The following is a 16,790-nucleotide window of genomic DNA, read 5'->3' as shown; positions in this document are numbered from 1 at the left end:
AAAAGAGCAGCTTTCGTGCCAGCACGGTCATTCAAGGTTTGCGAGGAGGGATCAAGAAAAACGGGCCCAATTTGGACCCGTCGAGAACCGATTTCGGTGCGCGGCAGCGTCAATCTGGTGCGCAGCGCGGGGGCGATGCATCAGTCAGGCGTGCATGAATCAGGCGTCTTCGCGGCTGCTGTATCGTTCGCGCGCGGTTTGCATCATGTACAGCGTGATGCGTTTCACCTCGGCCTGACTTTCCGCGATGTGCTCGCGGATCATCGCCTGGGCCGGTGCGTCGTCGCCGGCCGCGATCGCATCGAGAATGGCGGCGTGCTCCTGGTAGGTCGCCGTGATGCGTGGCGCTTTCGTGAAATCGAGGCGGCGGATGATGCGGATGCGCTCGGTCACGTCGGCGTGCATGCGTGCCATTTCCAGATTGCCGACCGCGGCAACCAGGCCCGCATGGAACGCCTCGTCCAGCGCGGCCACCTTGACGCCATCCTGCTCGCGCTTGCGGGGCGGGACGCACCAGATGCCGCGCAAGGTCGCGAGTGCCGGTTGCAGATCTTCGGCGACGATACGCGCGATGGCATTGGTTTCCATCATCACGCGGATCTCGTACAGATCCTCGAAATACTTGAAATCGAACGCCCGTACCTGCCAGCCGCTCTTGAAGTGCACGTCGACGTAGCCTTCGCGCTGCAGCCAGAACAGCGCCTGCCGCACCGGAGTGCGACTGACCTGCATGCGCGTGGCAATGTCGCCCTCACTGAATTTGTCGCCAGGCAACAGCCGAAAATCGAAGATGTCGGCCTTCAGTTGCGCGTAGATCTGCGCAGCGAGATTGCTGGATTGCCTGGACGGGCCGTCCGGCGCGCGATTATCCACCATGAGAAATTCCGGAAGCGGTTGACTGAAGCGGGGGCGTCATGTGAGGGAAACCAGCGGATCGCCTGCCTGGACCATCATACCCGCTCGACAATGGAAGTCCTTAATCGTCCCGTTGCGTGTGGCGACCACCGGAAACTCCATTTTCATGGCCTCCAGGATCATCAGCGTGTCGCCCGCGCTGACCGCGTCGCCGGGCGCCGCGGTCAGCTTCCAGACGTTGGCGCTGATGTCGGCACGAATCGCGTCGACCTCGGCGTCGACCTCGGCATCGCCGCCGGCCGACCGGCGATCGTCGTGAAGTGGGGTTTCCGCGTCGGATGCGCCGCTCGTCGCCCAGTGTGCGACTTCGGCGTCGAACGCCGCCCGCTGGGTTTGCCTGAAGTCGCGCAGTTCGGGTTCGATGCCGGCGAGAAACGCGTTGTAGGCGCCGAGGTCGAAGACTTCCTCTTCGATGCGCACCGTCTCGCGGCCTTCGCGGAAATCGGCACGCAGCGCATCGAGTTCCGCTTCGTTGACGGGGTAGAAGCACACCTGGTCGAAGAAGCGCAGCAACCAAGGCTTGCCCTCCACGAACAGGCGGTTTTTCAGGAACTTGTTCCAGATCGGCAGGGTGCGGCCGACGAGCTGATAGCCGCCCGGCGAATCCATGCCGTAGATGCACATGTACACGCCGCCGATGCCCACCGTGCCTTCCGCCGTGTAGGTGCGGGCAGGGTTGTATTTCGAGGTCAACAGGCGGTCGCGCGGATCGACCGGCACCGCGCAGGGCGCGCCGAGATACACATCGCCCAGGCCCAGAACCATGTAGCGCGCGCGATACAAGACATCGCGCACCGCGTCCACCGAGGCGAGCCCGTTGATGCGCCGCATGAATTCCGTATTGCTCGGCAGCCACGGCGCCGTGTCGCGTACCGATCGTCGGTAGCGGGCGACCGCGTCGAGCGTGGCCGAATCCTCGAACGCCATCGGCAGGTACACCACTCGGCTCGGCACCTTCATGGTGGCGATGTCGCCTAGCATGTCGTCGGCCGCGGCCAGCGCGCGCACCAGCGAGCGTTGCGGCAGCACGCGGCTGTCGTAGCGCACCTGCAGCGAGCGCACGCCCGGCGACAGCTCCAGGATGCCGGCATGATCGGCCTGCTCGAGTGCTTCCATCAGCGCATGAATGCGAAAGCGCAGGTTCAGGTCGAGCACGTTTTCGCCGTATTCGACGAGGATGTACTTGTCGCCGGCCTGGCGGAACACCGTCTTCGGGCGATCGCCGTCAGCCGCCGCCTCGAACAGGATCGGCGAACCGCGGCGGCTCGCGAGCGCGGGCGCGTTGCCCGCGACACCGGCGCGGAAATCGATCATCGTCGCGTCCTGCCTGCGCTCGAGCGCCAGTGCATCGTCGAAGCCCATCTCGCGGAAGCGGATGCGATCGCCCGGTTTGACCTGGCCGACCTTCCAGAGCTCGGCCTTGGCGATCGTGACCGGGCACACGAAGCCGCCGAGGCTCGGGCCATCGCGCGTCAGGATCACGGGCATGTCGCCCGTGAAGTTGATGCTGCCGATCGCATATTCGCAATCGTGGATGTTGGACGGGTGCAGGCCGGCTTCACCGCCATCGGAACGGGCCCATCGAGGCTTCGGGCCGTTCAGGCGAATGCCGAGACGGTTCGAGTTGTAGTGCACTTCCCACTCGCTCGAAAAGAACGCCTCGATCGATTCCGGCCTGAAGAAGTCCGGGGCGCCGTGCGGACCATACAGCACCCCGATTTCCCAGGTGTTGCCGTAGGTCGGCACGAGCGAGGCCGGCAACGCCTCGGGCGCGAAGGCCGGGGAGAGCGCGGCGGTGGCGGGCAGCGCCGGATCGGCGATCGGCAGCACGTCGGCCGCGCGCAGCGTGCGGCCGGCATGGCCGCCGAACTGGCCGAGCGCGAAGGTCGAGCGGCTGCCGAGATAGCGCGGCATATCCAGGCCGTTGCGCACGGCCAGATAGGTGCGGCAGCCGCTTTGCGCCTTGCCGATCCGCAGGGTCTGGCCGGCCGACACCGTGACGGGGGCCCAGAACGGAACCGGCTCGGCGTCGAGTGTCGCATCGGTCGGGGCGCCGGTCAGCGCGATGAGCGTATCCGCGTGGAAGCGAAGGGTGGGCCCGAGCACGGTGGTCTCGATGCCGGCCGCTGCCTCGACGTTGCCGACGATGCGGTTGGCGATGCGAAACGCCCAGTCGTCCATCGGGCCGGACGGCGGCACGCCGATGTCCCAATACCCGACACGGCCGGGATAGTCCTGCACGGTGGTGTAGGTGCCGGCCTCGATCACCTCGACCGCGGCGGGGCGGTACGCGAAGCCGTCCAGATAGCGCGTCGAGACGCGGCCGCTGCCGAAGCCGTCGCTGGCCACGACCTTGCGCAGATAGTCGAGATTGGTGGCGATGCCGGACAGTCGCGTCGCATCGAGCGCCCGGCGCATCGCGGCCATGGCGGCCGGGCGGTCCTCGCCGTGCACGATCAGCTTGGCGATCATCGGGTCGTAATGCGCGGACACCTCGGTGCCCGTTTCGACCCAGCCGTCGACACGCACGTCGGCCGGGAACGCGACTTCGGTCAGCGTGCCCGGGCTCGGCGCGAAGTTGCGCAACGGGTTCTCGGCATAGATGCGCACCTCGATCGACGCGCCGCTCGGCTCGATCTCGCGATCGAGCGCGGGCGGCTCGCCGGCGGCGGTCGCGATCATCCACTCCACCAGGTCGATGCCGGTCACGCTCTCGGTGATCGCATGCTCGACCTGAAGGCGCGTGTTGACCTCCAGAAAATAGAACGATTCCTGTGCGGCGTCGTAGATGAATTCGACCGTGCCGGCCGAGCGATATGACACCGAGCGCGCGAGGCTGGCCGCCGAGGCCAGCAGGTCGCGGCGCACGCGCTCGGGCAGGTTCGGCGCGGGCGTTTCCTCGACCACCTTCTGGTTGCGGCGCTGCAGCGAACAGTCGCGCTCGCCGAGGGCCAGCACGTTGCCCAGGCCGTCGCCGAAAATTTGCACTTCCACATGACGCGCGCGATCGACGAAGCGTTCGACGAACACGCCGGCGTTGGCGAAGAACGATTGCCCGAGCCGCTGCACGGATTCGAAGGCGGTCACGAGTTCGGCTTCGTCGTTGCAGCGAGTGAGGCCGATGCCGCCGCCGCCGGCGGTGCTCTTCAGCATCACCGGATAGCCGATCGCGGCGGCGGCCTCGCGGGCGGCCCGCACATCGGCCAGCAGGCCGGAGCCGGGCGTGAGCGGCACGCCGGCCTGCTCGGCGAGCGCGCGCGCGGCGTGCTTGAGACCGAACTGCTCCATTTGATGCGGTGTCGGGCCGACGAAGGCGATGCCTTCGGCTTCGCAGCGTGCCGCGAACGCCGAATTCTCGGACAGGAAACCGTAGCCGGGGATGATGGCCTGCGCACCGGTACGCTTGGCCGCCTCGATGATCAGATCGGTGCGCAGATAGCTCTCGGCGGCGCTATGGCCGCCGAGCGCAATCGCTTCGTCGGCTGCGCTCACGTGCAGGCTGTTGCGATCGGCATCGGAGTAAATGGCCACGGAACGGATACCCATGCGCTTGAGCGTGCGGGCGATGCGGCAAGCGATTTCACCGCGATTGGCGATCAGGACGGTATCGAACATGGCGGCCCCCTCAGGCGCGGGTTGCCACGGCTGCGGCCTGGCGACTCGCGAGATAGCTGGCCCAGCCGCCGAATTCGGTGATGTCGAGCGCGTCGGGCAGCGCATAGGGCTCGCAGATGAAGCCCTTGACCTGCCGGCCGTCGGCGAGCGTCAGCGTGCCGATGCCGAGCGGCGAGGGAATTCCCGCCACGAACGAGCCGAACTCGGTGGCCGCGATGTCCCACAGCTCCACCTTGATCGGCGCGCCGGTGGCCGAACGCGCGAGGCCGGGCTTCGGCGGCGTGGTGTTGGCCAGCGCGTACAGGCGATAGTCGGAGGCGGTGGTGGTGGCTTCCACGAAACGCGCGTGCCGCGAGCTCAGTTCGTGATTCAGCGGCATGCCGCGCAGGTGCGCGCCGACCACGGCCACGCGGATCATGCCGGCTGCCGGCCCCACGCTGGCGGCGGCGGGCCTGTCGCTCGAGAGCGGCGCTCCGGTGGCGCCGCGTGTGAGGCCGGTGGCGCGATGCCAGTCGCCCGCGAATTCGGCCAGCGCGCGTTCGCGCCATGCTTCGCCGATCAGGGTAATGCCGAACGGCAGGCCGTCCTCGCGCAAGTTGGCGGGCACCGCCACAGCGCTCCAATCGAGCAGGTTCACGAAGTTCGTGTACTTGCCGAGATTGCTGTTCAGCCGGATCGGGTCGGCCAGCAGTTCGGCGATCCGGTAGTGGGTGGGAGCCGTCGGCACGATCAGTGCGTCGAACCGGGCAAGCAGTGCATCGGCCTCGCGCTTGAGGTCGGCCAGGCGGTAAATGCCGTCGAACGTGTCGGCCGCCGAAAATTCACGCGCCTTGAAGATCACGTCGCGCACCACGGGATGGATGTCCGTCTCGTGCGCCGAGGCGAATTCGCGGATCGCGGCATAGCGCTCGGCAACCCAGGGGCCGTGATACAGCAGCGCCGTCACGCGGTCGAATACCGAGAAATCGACGGGTACGCAGGTCGCACCGCGCGCCTCCAGGTGAGCGACGGCCGCGTGGAACGCACGCTCGGACAATGCGTCGCCGAAGAACTCGGGCGCCGCGGGGATGCCGAAACGCGGTGCGTCGGCCACGCGCCATGCCGCCGAACCGGCAGGTTGGGCGCGCGACAGGCCGTCCTTCGCGTCGAGCGCGGCGGCGACGTCGTACACCCGGGTTGCGTCTTCGGTGGTCGTGGCGAACACGGATACGCAGTCGAGCGTTCGGCACGCCGGCACCACGCCGGTGTTGCTGAATGCGCCTCGTGTCGGCTTCAGCCCGACGATATTGTTCAATCCGGCCGGGATGCGGCCCGAGCCGGCCGTATCGGTGCCGAGCGAGAACGGCACGATGCCGCGTGCCACGACGCTGGCCGATCCCGAGCTGGAGCCGCCGCAGATGTAGTCGGGATCGAAGGCATTGGCCGGGATGCCGTATGGCGTGCGCACGCCCACCAGGCCGGTGGCGAATTGATCGAGATTGGTCTTGCCGATCGGGATGGCGCCGGCCGCCACCAGGCGTGCGATCAGCGAAGCGTCTTCGACGGGGCGGTAGGCGAAGGGCGGGCAGCCGGCGGTGGTGTCGAAGCCTGCGACATCGATATTGTCCTTGGCCGCGAACGGTACGCCGTACAGCGGGAACGCGGCGATGTCGCCGTCGGCGTCGGCCAGACGCGCCGCCAGTGCCGCGAAGCGCGCGCGCAGCGCCTCGGCCGTTGCGACCGAGATCCAGGCACTGTCGTGCGTATCGAGCGAGCCAAGCAGCTCGCCGATGCGCTGCTCCGGGGTGGCGCCTGCCTGATAGTTGGCAATCCAGTCCGCAATCGTCCAGCCGATCATCTCGTATTCCCTCTTGTGTACAAGTTTGGAGGGAGAGAAGCGAGAGTCGTGCCAGATCGGGGCGTGCTCGAAGAAAGTTCGATCAATCAGGCGTTTGCGCCAGGCGGGGAAGCATGGCCGCGCTCCGCCTTGCACGAATTCGGCGCCTGGCGCGAATGATCCTGGTGCAGCGATGCGAAATTGGTGCGCTCGGCGTGGTGCAAGGCGGCGCAAACCGCCTCCGCCTCCACCCTCGCTTCGGCGTTCAAACCGCCGTTCGTGCACCGCCGATCGGAAGATCGCCCACATACGCGCCGACATAATCGTCCCGCGCCATCGGCGCCGGCACCATCTCGTCGTTCAGTTCGAACGCGTCGAGCAACCGGTCGAGATGCGCCATCACCACGTCGCAGGCGCCGAAAACGATGCGATCGCGCGCGGCATAGGAGAGGGCCGCGCCGAAATGATCGACCGCATAGAGGCTGGCGAGCGCGAGCACGGCTTGCGTGTCGGCGCCCTCGACCGGGTACGCCAGGAACGCCTCGATCGCCTGACGCGCGCCATGCGTTCTCGCCAGATCGAGCAAGCCGGGCAGGCGCGGCTCCCAGGTCGCGGAAAAATCGGCATCCCCGAGCTTGGCCGGCGTGAGCCCGGCGGTGACGCGTTCGTACTGGCGGCGCTCCTCGAAGGTGGCGAGGCGCCGGATGGCATCGGCGCCATCGAGCGTGTCCGGCGGGTTCAGGTCGTCGGGCGAGGCCGCGGGGGCCGAAGCCAGTTGGCGCCCGATCTCGATCAGGATGAGCTGATTGTCGCCGCCGGCCCAGGTATAGGCGTCGGCGAGATCCTGGTAGCTGCCGTAACGGTTCACGCCGAGGCAGCCGTGGCTGCCGCCGGCATGGCGGCAGCGGCGAACCACCTCGCTCGCGCCGGCCACCGAGATGGCCTTGGTGAAGGCCGCCAGCCGATTCACGGCCGCCCACGGCACGGTGGCGATCTTGTCCGTGCTGCCCTGCACGCCATGCTGCTCGACCAGCCTGCGTGCGAAGCCGCTGACGACATACGCCTCGGCCAGGGCGCTCAACAGCAGGCCTTGCTGATTGCGGAATTCCAGCAGCCGGCGATCGGTGCCCAGGCGTGCGTGGGTCTTGCGGCGCGAGGCGTAGCGCAGCGCGGTCCATACGCAGGCTCTCGCGGCGGCGGCGGCCGCGACGGAGGTGGCGGTCGACGCGTTGGTGCTGATCGCCAGCGAACGCACCAGGCGCTGGTCCGTGCCCTTCAGCGGATCCTCGAAGCGGCCGCTGCGGTCGAGATCGGCGCTGTCCTGCAGCCAGTGCGTGCGCGGCACGCGAACCCCGTCCAGCGACATCACGCTGTAGTCGAGATCGAGCGGCGTCGGGCCGGGCAAGGTCCTGATGTGGATGCCGTCGAACACGCGCTCGCGATCGCGAATCGGCACGACGAAGGGGAACAGCCCGCATGGCTGGCCGCCGCTCCACAGTTGGGCGTACACGATCGCCGTCTTGGCCACCCCGTCGAGGGCGATGTTCCCCATGAACTTGCAGGCCCCGGCATGCGGCGTCGTGAGCACGAACTCATCGCCGTGCGGATCGTAGTCGGCGCGCGTCTCGACGCTCATGTGGCTGCAGGCCACGCCGATCTCGGTGATCAGGATGGTGGCCACGGAATCGAGCCGGTCGAGTTCGGCGATCACCGTGTCGAGCGCGGCGGACGGCCGCCCCAGCATCCTGACCGAACTGAGGCTTACGCCGTAGTGCGATTGCGCCGCGCTGAACAGCGCCGGATTGACGGTTGCCACGAACGACAGCATGCCGAAGAAGCGTTCGCGGTCGGCCAGCAGGGCCGAGCCCGATCCGGCCCAATCGTTGATGGCCTTCAGTTGCGCATAGGTGCGGCGATGCTGGTCGATCCGATCCGGCGCGTCGAATCGAGGCTGGAACGCCGGCTGATTCAGCAGCGCGGTCAGTTCGACGTGGACGCCCTTGCCGGGGCCATGAATCAGCTTGCGTAGCATGTTGAATCCTTGAGTGCGTTGAGGAGGGGCGCGGGTGCCGGGCGAGCGTGACGGGCGCTCACCAGCCGGGAATCTCGACGTCGTCGTCGAGGGTCACGCGTTCGGCGGCCAGGTGGGCCGCGTCGCCGGCATCGACGCGCCGATGCAGCGCGGCGGCGAGCGTCGCGACCGTCGAATGGTCGTACACAGTGGTGGAATCGATCGCGGTGCCGAGCCGGGCCTCCAGGTGCAACGCGAGGCCGACGGCGTGCATGGAATCGCAACCGAGCTCCGCGAAGGTTTGCCGGGGATCGGTGGGCGTCTTCAGTCCGTTGTCGGCCAGCCAGGCCGTGATCAGCGCGACGATGGCGGCGGCATCGATCCGCGCGGGCGGCGTGGCTTGCATGGCGGCCAACGTGATGGCGTCGGCCGCGGCATGCGTGGCCGCCTCGGCGGCCATGTCCGGCTCGACGACGATGCCGACGATGCGCGGGTCGCCGGCATCGGCACCCAATGACAATGAGGCCGAGCGGGGAGAGCGCCCCTGCACGATTCGGTCCAGTTCGCCACGGGCATGCAGGTCGCGGCACAGCACGCGCTGGATCTTGCCGCTCGACGTTTTCGGCACCACCTCGGGCTTGACCAGCACGACCTCGGCGATGGCGAGATCGTGCTCGCGCAGCACGGCCTGCGAGATCAGCGACACGAGCGCCTGCCGGTCGATCGTCGTGAGCATCGAGCGCTCGACTTCCTGCACCACCACCAGCGCTTCGCCGTCGCCCGTCTCGACCGCGAACGCGGCGCCTCCGGCGGGACGCAGCGCGTCGTGGGCACGCTGCACCGTCGCCTCGATGTCCTGCGGATAGATCTTGCGTCCGCGCACGATGATCACTTCCTTGATGCGCCCCGTGACATAAAGCTCGCCGTCCAGAACGATGCCGAGATCGCCGGTTCTGAGGAACGGGCCGTCGCCGTCGGTGGTGCGTGCCTGGAACGTGCGCCGGGTTTCTTCCTGCCGGCCCCAGTAGCCATGGGCGACGCACGGCCCGCCCACCCAGATCTCGCCGATCTCGTCGGCCGCGCAGGGCGCGGCCGTTTCGGGATCGACGATGCGAACGCGCTGCGGCGCCCGAACCCGCCCCGAGCCGACGATTTCACGCCGGGCTTGCGGGTCGTCGGCCATCTCGATGCGGCCCTGATCCAGCGCGCGCGAATCGACCGACAGCATGACGGGCTCGGCGTCCGGATCGGCGGCCGACACCACCAGCGTCGCCTCGGCCAGCCCGTAGGCGGTCTGCATGCTGGCGGCGCGAAAGCCGCTGTCGCGAAACGCGTCGCGGAAGCGGTGAACGGCGGCGGCCCGGATCGGCTCGGCGGCGTTGAACGCCACCTTCCAGCTCGACAGGTCGAGATCGGCGCGGCGCGCCTCGGGAATGCGGCGCACGCACAGCTCGTAGGCGAAGTTGGGCGCCATGCTGACGGTGGCGCGATAGCGGTCGATGGTTTCCAGCCAGCGCGCGGGGTTCTGCACGAACGATACCGACGGCATCAGCACGCACTCGGCGCCGGCCCACAGCGTCTGCAGGAGGTTGCCGATCAGGCCGAGATCGTGATACGGCGGCAACCACGTCACCACGCGCGCCTGATGGTCGATTCCGGTGGCGGGGCCGGTGATGCGCGCGTTCGCGGCCAGATTGCCGAACGTGATCACCGTGCCCTTCGGATTGCCGGTGGAGCCCGACGTGTATTGGAGGAAGGCGGGCGTGTCGTCGCGAGGACGCACGCGCGCCGGCGCCGCGCCGCCCGCTGCGTTTTCGAGGCACAGGATGTCGAGCGCCGACAACTCCGGATTGGTGGCGAGCCAGCCGGACAGCTTGGTGGTCGAGGCCTGTTCGGTGAGCAGGCAGGTGGCGCCCGAATCGCGCACGATCGCCACTAGCCGGTCCCAGCTCGTGCGGCCCGGCTTGGCGATATTGGCCGGAATCGCGATCACGCCCGCGCGCAGGCAGCCCAGGAAGGTCACGACGAAGGCGAGGCCGGGTTCGAACAGCATCAGCGCGCGCGAGCCGCTTACACCGTGCGCGTCGAGCGCGTCGGCATAGGCCTCCACGCGTCGATGCAGTTCGCCGTAGGCGAGCCGCGCGGTTTCGATGCCGTCGGCGCCCACCGCGATATAGGCGATGCGCTCCGGATGCAGCGCGGCCCGTTGTTCGAGGACGTCGAAAAAGCTGCGGTCTTGGTCGTGCAGGGGATCGATCGACACGGAAACTCTCCAGTTATCGGATGGCGTGGGCGGCTGGCCGCGGCCCGTTGCGAGCCGGCGAATCGAGGCGAATCGAGTCGATGGGCGCGTTCGCGAGGCACGGTGAAACCTGCTTCGGTTCGATGCGGCATCGCGCATCGAGGGGTCCGGAGCCGGGCCGTCGGGCGACATGCGCTGCCGTTCCGGCCGGTTCGATGGTCGCCATGTTGGCACGCTGCCAACGCGGGAATCTGAACTTTTCTGAACCGTGCGCGGCCGCTGCGAAGCGTGACAAATGTTCACTTTCTCCGCGTTCCCAGCGCTTATTCTGGCCGCCATTCGCATCGCATATCGCCCCGGGCCGCCGACCAAGCGGCGGCCTTCACATCGCGCCGAAATGGAGAGGACATGACTGATCAGGTGATGGACGAGGTGGTGGAGATTCCCGTCGACATTCCCGTCGAGGTGCCGGAAGTTTTCGATGTCGGCGCAACGATTCCGTTCGGCGTGGTGCCGAAGAAGATGCACGCCTGGACCATCCGCCGCGAGCGGCACGGCGAACCCGCCGAGGCCTTCACGCAGGAGGTGGTGCCGGTGCCCGAGATCGGCGACGACGACGTGCTGATGCTGGTGATGGCCGCCGGCGTCAACTACAACGGCGTGTGGGCCGCGATGGGCCAGCCGTTCTCGGTGCTGGACCTGCATGACGCGCCGTATCACATCGCCGGTTCCGACGCGGCCGGCGTGGTCTGGAAGGTCGGTCGCAACGTCCGGCGCTGGAAGGTGGGCGACGAGGTGATCGCGCATTGCTCGCAGGTGGACGGCGACGACGAGGAATGCAACGGCGGCGATCCGATGCTGTCGCCCAGCCAGCGCATCTGGGGCTACGAAACCTCGTACGGCTCGTTCGCGCAGTTCTCGCGCGTGCAGGCCACGCAACTGCTGCCGCGCCCGCGGCATCTGAGCTGGGCCGCGAGCGCCAGCTACACGCTCACGCTCGCCACCGCCTACCGGATGTTGTTCGGTCACCGTCCTCACGCGCTCGGGCCGGGCCAGTCGGTGCTGATCTGGGGGGCGGCGGGCGGACTGGGGACGATGGCGATCCAGCTCGCGGCGCTGGCGGGTGCGAAGCCAATCGCGGTGGTCTCCGACGAGGCGAAGGCGCCGTTCGTGAAGCGCCTGGGCGCGGCCGGCGTGATCAATCGCGCGAACTTCGATTGCTGGGGCGTGCCGCCCGCGATGACGGCCCCCGAATACGGCGCCTACATGGACAGCGTGCGGGCCTTCGGCAAGGCGATCTGGCAGGCCGCGGGCGAGAAGCGGGACGTGGACATGGTGTTCGAGCACCCCGGCCGCAACACGTTTCCGGTGTCGTGTTTCGTGGTCAAGCGCGGCGGGATGGTGGTGTTCTGCGCGGCCACCACCGGCTACGAGCTCACCTGCGACGCGCGCTATGTCTGGATGCGGCAGAAGCGGATCCAGGGCAGCCATTTCGCGAACCTGAAGCAGGCCGCGGAGGCGAACCGCCTGGTGATCGCCGGCAGGATCGACCCGTGCCTCTCGGAAGTCTTCGGTTGGGACCAGCTTGCCGAGGCGCACCAGAAGATGCGTCGCAACGAGCACGCGCCCGGCAACATGGCCGTGCTCGTCAATGCCCGGCATCACGACGACGGCCGGCAGATCCCGGCGCCGCTCGCGCGCTGACGAGGCCTGCGAATTACGCAAGGCACGCGGCGGCCGGACGGCGCGCCCGGCCCTGGTTCAACTGTCGATTCGAGGAACTCATGCAGACGCAGCCTGACTCGCACATCGCGATCATCGGTTCGGCCTATCGCTTCCCCGGCGAGGTTCGCTCGCCGTCGTCCTACTGGTCGTTGCTGCAATCGGGGCGCTCGGCGCTGCGCGACACGCCGGCGGAGCGCTTCGATATCGAGGCCTGCTTCGACGCCGACCCCGACACGCCCGGCACCACCTACGCACGCCGCGCCGGTTACGTCGACGGCGTGTTCGAATTCGATCCGGCGTTCTTCCGCATTTCCCGTGCCGAGGCGCTGGCGATGGACCCGCAGCAGCGCTGGATGCTGGAGCTGTGCTGGGCCGCGCTGGAGAGCGCCGGCATCGTGCCGTCGCGGTTGCGCGGGCAGGACGCGGGCGTGTTCGTCGGCAGCGGCGAGGTCGATTACGGCCGGCGCAGCATCTGGTCGGGCGATCCGCAACGGATCACGAGCTACGCGCGGCTCGGCACCCACAAGGCCGTGCTGGCCGGGCGCGTCGCCTACAGCCTCGGCGTGCACGGGCCGGCGGTGTTCGTCGACACGGCGTGCTCCTCGTCGCTGGCGGCCGTGCACCTCGCCGCGCAGAGCCTGCTCGCCGGGGATTGCGACATCGCGATCGCCGGCGGCATCAACCTGATCCTCGGCCCCGAGGAAACCATCGCGATGGCGCGTCTGCAGGCGATGTCGCGCTCGGAGACCTGCCGGCCATTCGATGCGCAAGCCGACGGCTACATGCGCGGCGAGGGCGGCGGCGTGGTGGTCCTGAAGCGCCTGGCCGACGCACGAGAAGCCGGCGACCGGATCGACGCCGTGCTGGCCGGCTCCGCGATCAACAGCGACGGCGCGAGCAACGGCCTGACCGCGCCGAACGGGGCGGCGCAGGAACGCGTGATCCGTCGCGCGCTGGCGCGCGCCGGGATCGGCGCCGAGGCCGTCGCCTATGTCGAGGCGCACGGCACCGGCACGCCGCTGGGCGATCCGATCGAACTCGGCGCGCTGCGCAATGCGTACAACCCGGGCGGCGACCGGGTTCGGCCGTTGATGGTGGGCTCCGTGAAGGCCCAGCTCGGCCATCTGGAATCCGCGGCCGGCGTCGCGGGGCTGATCAAGGCGATGCTGGTGCTGCGCCACGGCCGGATTCCGGCCCAGGCGAACTTCGCGGAACCGAATCCGCGCTTTCGCTGGGAAGGCAGCGGGCTCCAGGTGCCGCGCGAGGCGGCCGCGCTCGATGCCGATGCCCATGTCGGCGTCAGCAGCTTCGGCATCAGCGGCACCAATGTTCATCTGATCCTGGCGCGCGCCCCCGCGCCCGAGGCCGCCGCGTTGCCGGCGCGGGACCGGGTCCTGCCCTTGTCGGCGCAATCGCTGGCCGGTTGCCGGCGCCTGGCCGCCGAGTTTCGCCTGCATCTCTTGAACGACGGCGTGGCGCTGCGAGACCTCTGCTGTACCGCCAGCATCCGGCGCGAGCACTGGCCCGTGCGGGTCGCGCTGGTCGGCACGACGCGCCGCGATTTCGTGCAGGCGCTCGACGATTTCCTGGCTGACGAACCGAGCGGGCGCTGGCATCGCGCCGATGCCGAACCGGGCCGCAAGCTGGTCTTCCTGATCCCGGGGCAAGGCGCCTGGAAGCCCGGCATCGGCGCGGCGCTCTATCGCGACAATCCGCTGTTTCATCGCAACGTCGATCGTTGCCTGAAGCGGCTGGAGGCGAGGCTCGCCGCCGAGGTGCTGGGCGCATTGCGCGGCGAGCAGCCCGAGGCCGTCCGGCATCGGGTCGGGCAGCTCGCGCATTTCGTGTTCCACCACGCGCTGGCGAGCGTCTGGATCGAGCTGGGCCGCGAGCCCGACGTGGTGATCGGGCATTCGCTGGGCGAGCATGTGGCCGCGGTGATCGCCGGCGTGATGTCGCTCGGGGATGGCCTGCGGGCCGTGGAGGCGCGCGGCCGCCTGTTCGATACGCAGACCCCGCGCGGCGCGATGCTCGCGGTCGCGGCCGACATCGACGAGTTGCAAACGTGGTTCGAGCTTGGCGCCTCGCTCTTTATCGCCGGCATCAACGGCCCCGGGCAGACGGTGTTGAGCGGCACGGCCGAGGCGGTGGCGGCGGCCCAGGCGGTGGTGCTCGGCAAGGGGCGCCGCGTGTCGCTGCTCAAGACCTACGACACGCCCGGGCATTCGCCCCTGCTCGCGACGATGCGCGACAGCTTTGCGGCGGCGCTGGCGCCGCTGGGTTTCGCGCCGCCGCGCATCCGCCTGATTTCGACCTTGACGGGGCGCACGGCCGGCGCCGACATCGCGGGCATCGAGCATTGGCTCGACCTGGTGGAACAGCCGGTGCGCTTCGCCGAGGCGCTCGGCGAGCTGGCCGACGAGGATTGCACCTATCTCGAGGTCGGGCCGGGCAGCGCGCTGTCCAACCTGGCGCGCGCGGCCACCCAGCGCTGGGACCTCGCGATCTCCTCGCTGGCGGACGGCCCGAACGGCGACGAGCACCCCGAGCCGGCCGGTTTCGGGCACGCGTGCGCGCGGCTCTATTGCGCCGGCTTTCTGGATAACTGGGCCGCGCTGTATCGGCAGCCGCCGCAGCCGGCCGATCTGCCGACCTATCCGTTCGAGCGGATTCACCTGGAACTGCCCGTGCCGGCGATGCCCGGGCGAGGGGCGGAAGGTCGCGCGGTGCCGGCGGTGCCCGACGCGGTCCGGCAGCAGGCGGTTGCGGGCGCCGATACGGTGCAGCCGGCGTTGTCCGCTTCGTTCGGTTCCTCCGCTTCTTCCGTTTCTTCCGCTTCTTCCGTTTCGAACACTCGCGACCTGATCCGCGAGATCGTGAGCTCGGTGCAGACGCTGCCGGGCGCGATCGACGAGCACACCGCCTTGACGCGATGCGGATTCGATTCGTTGTCCTTGACGGAGTTGCGCCATCGCCTGCAGCAGCGCTTCGGCCAATCGCTGCCGGTTTCGCTGCTGGTGCGCGGCGCGACGATCGCGTCGCTGGCCGCGTGGTTTCACGGCAACCCGCGCCCGGGCGCGCCCGAGACGCCTTCGATCGCATCGGGGCCGGCATCGAACCCGGCCACCGCGCAGCTCGTGGAGACGCTGCGCGAAGGCGAGGGCGCCACGATCGCACTGATCCATCCGGTGGGCGGCGACGTGCTCTGCTACCAGGCGCTCGCGGCGTCGTGGCCCGGCAATCCGAGGATCGTCGGCGTGCGGCATCCCGATCTCGATACCTCTACGCCGCTCGCCGGGCGCAGCGTGGCGGGCCTCGCGCATGCCTACCGGGAGGCGCTCGAAAGCGCGCTCGGACGTGTGCCGGACCGGCTCGGCGGCTGGTCGTTCGGCGGCCTGGTGGCGCACGAGATGGCGGCGCAGTGGGAGCGCGAGGGGCGGGACGCGCCGCCGCTGCTGATCGTCGACAGCCCGTTTCCGGGGGGCAGTTTCGTCGCGCGGCTCAAGTCGATCCTGGCCGAGGCGCAGGCGCATGCCGGCGACCCGACGCCCGCATCGCTGCTGGAGACGGCCCGCTTCATCGCGCTGCTCGACCAGGACCTGGGGCTCGCGGCGCTGCGTCCGAGAATGGCCGCCGATGCGTTCGCGCGCTTGCGCGGCGTGGTGGCATCGAACGCGCTGGCGCTCGGCAGGCACGTGCCCGCGCTCGTCGATGCGCCGATCGCGTATGCGCTGGCGCTCAGGGGCGCGAATCGGCACGAGCAGGCGGACCCGATTCCCCATCTGCATGCGCTGACGCGCGGCACGGTGGGGCTCGGCATCTTCGACGACGACCACGATTCGATCGTGGGCGCGCTCGCCGCGCAACGCGTCGCGGCGTTCCTCGACCAGGCCCATGTCGACAGCCGCGAAACCGTGGCCGGCGTCTGAGGCTTCACGGCGCCTGCCGTGAGCCGCCGTGGCCCAACCCTTTGTTTCGGAGCATCAGGATGAACGAACTCGGTGGATACGATCTGGAAGACCTGCGGGTCGGCATGAGCGACAGCTTCGTCAAGACCCTGGACGAGCCGGATATCGTCATGTTCGCCAACGCCACGGGGGATCACAACCCCCTGCATCTGGACGAGGCCTACGCGCGCGGCACGCGCTTCGGCGGCCGCATCGCGCACGGCATGCTGTCGGCCTCGGTGATCTCGGCCGCACTGGCCGCGCGTCTTCCCGGCCCCGGAACCCTGTACCTGTCGCAGCACCTCCAGTTCCGGCGGCCCGTCATGCTCGGGGAAACGGTTCGCGCCATCGTGGAGATTCGCGAACTCGACCTGGCCAGGCAGCGCGTGCTGCTGTCGACAAGATGCGAAGTGAACGGGAAGGTGGTGGTCGACGGGGAAGCGGTCGTCAAGGCGACATCGAAGCGGCCGGGCGGCGCCGGATTGCCGGAGCGGGCGATGCAGCTCGCGGACTGAACGC

General features: G+C 68.8%; 8 protein-coding genes. 3 read left to right on the top strand and 5 right to left on the bottom strand.

Going from position 1 to position 16,790, the window contains the following annotated elements; translation table 11 throughout:
* Positions 1-159: 159 nt before the first annotated feature.
* From AB4850_RS25600 to AB4850_RS25580, 5 genes are all read right to left on the bottom strand, one after another.
* A complete protein-coding gene (locus tag AB4850_RS25600) occupies positions 160-876 on the bottom strand; it encodes a GntR family transcriptional regulator (protein ID WP_414442276.1) in 717 nt (238 codons plus the stop codon).
* A gap of 36 nt (positions 877-912) precedes the next feature.
* Positions 913-4,530: an urea carboxylase gene (gene uca / locus AB4850_RS25595; protein ID WP_414442275.1), complete on the bottom strand. Its 3,618-nt coding sequence runs from the start codon at positions 4,528-4,530 to the stop codon at positions 913-915.
* Between the two features lie 10 nt (positions 4,531-4,540).
* On the bottom strand, positions 4,541-6,367 hold the full coding sequence (gene atzF, locus AB4850_RS25590) for an allophanate hydrolase (RefSeq protein WP_414442274.1): 1,827 nt from the start codon (positions 6,365-6,367) through the stop codon (positions 4,541-4,543).
* A 244-nt stretch (positions 6,368-6,611) separates the two neighbouring features.
* Positions 6,612-8,378 carry a hypothetical protein gene (locus AB4850_RS25585; RefSeq protein WP_414442273.1) on the bottom strand — a complete coding sequence of 589 codons (1,767 nt, stop codon included), beginning with the start codon at positions 8,376-8,378 and terminating at the stop codon, positions 6,612-6,614.
* Positions 8,379-8,436: 58 nt separating this feature from the next.
* Complete coding sequence (locus tag AB4850_RS25580) at positions 8,437-10,620, bottom strand: AMP-binding protein (RefSeq protein WP_414442272.1); 2,184 nt, start codon at positions 10,618-10,620, stop codon at positions 8,437-8,439.
* 387 nt (positions 10,621-11,007) lie between these two features.
* Here AB4850_RS25580 and ccrA point away from each other — a divergent pair, with 387 nt between their 5' ends.
* The 3 genes from ccrA (at position 11,008) to AB4850_RS25565 (ending at position 16,786) form a co-directional block, all read left to right on the top strand.
* Positions 11,008-12,303 carry a crotonyl-CoA carboxylase/reductase gene (ccrA, locus tag AB4850_RS25575; protein ID WP_414442271.1) on the top strand — a complete coding sequence of 432 codons (1,296 nt, stop codon included), beginning with the start codon at positions 11,008-11,010 and terminating at the stop codon, positions 12,301-12,303.
* Between the two features lie 80 nt (positions 12,304-12,383).
* Positions 12,384-16,253 (top strand): type I polyketide synthase, encoded by a 3,870-nt coding sequence (locus AB4850_RS25570; protein ID WP_414442270.1) that lies wholly within the window; start codon positions 12,384-12,386, stop codon positions 16,251-16,253.
* A 59-nt stretch (positions 16,254-16,312) separates the two neighbouring features.
* On the top strand, positions 16,313-16,786 hold the full coding sequence (locus AB4850_RS25565) for a MaoC family dehydratase (RefSeq protein ID WP_414442269.1): 474 nt from the start codon (positions 16,313-16,315) through the stop codon (positions 16,784-16,786).
* The last annotated feature ends 4 nt before the right edge of the window (positions 16,787-16,790 follow it).

It is taken from the genome of Burkholderia sp. 22PA0106 (assembly GCF_047497155.1).
GTDB lineage: Bacteria > Pseudomonadota > Gammaproteobacteria > Burkholderiales > Burkholderiaceae > Burkholderia.
Note: the sequence above shows the minus strand (reverse complement) of the source record. Positions and strands in the feature narration are given on the sequence as shown.

What these genes read in the sequence shown, in the direction of transcription:
- AB4850_RS25600 (WP_414442276.1), bottom strand. Translation starts at nt 876, where the DNA reads ATGGTGGATAATCGCGCGCCGGACGGCCCGTCCAGGCAATCCAGCAAT.
- uca (WP_414442275.1), bottom strand. Translation starts at nt 4,530, where the DNA reads ATGTTCGATACCGTCCTGATCGCCAATCGCGGTGAAATCGCTTGCCGC.
- atzF (WP_414442274.1), bottom strand. Translation starts at nt 6,367, where the DNA reads ATGATCGGCTGGACGATTGCGGACTGGATTGCCAACTATCAGGCAGGC.
- AB4850_RS25585 (WP_414442273.1), bottom strand. Translation starts at nt 8,378, where the DNA reads ATGCTACGCAAGCTGATTCATGGCCCCGGCAAGGGCGTCCACGTCGAA.
- ccrA (WP_414442271.1), top strand. Translation starts at nt 11,008, where the DNA reads ATGACTGATCAGGTGATGGACGAGGTGGTGGAGATTCCCGTCGACATT.
- AB4850_RS25570 (WP_414442270.1), top strand. Translation starts at nt 12,384, where the DNA reads ATGCAGACGCAGCCTGACTCGCACATCGCGATCATCGGTTCGGCCTAT.
- AB4850_RS25565 (WP_414442269.1), top strand. Translation starts at nt 16,313, where the DNA reads ATGAACGAACTCGGTGGATACGATCTGGAAGACCTGCGGGTCGGCATG.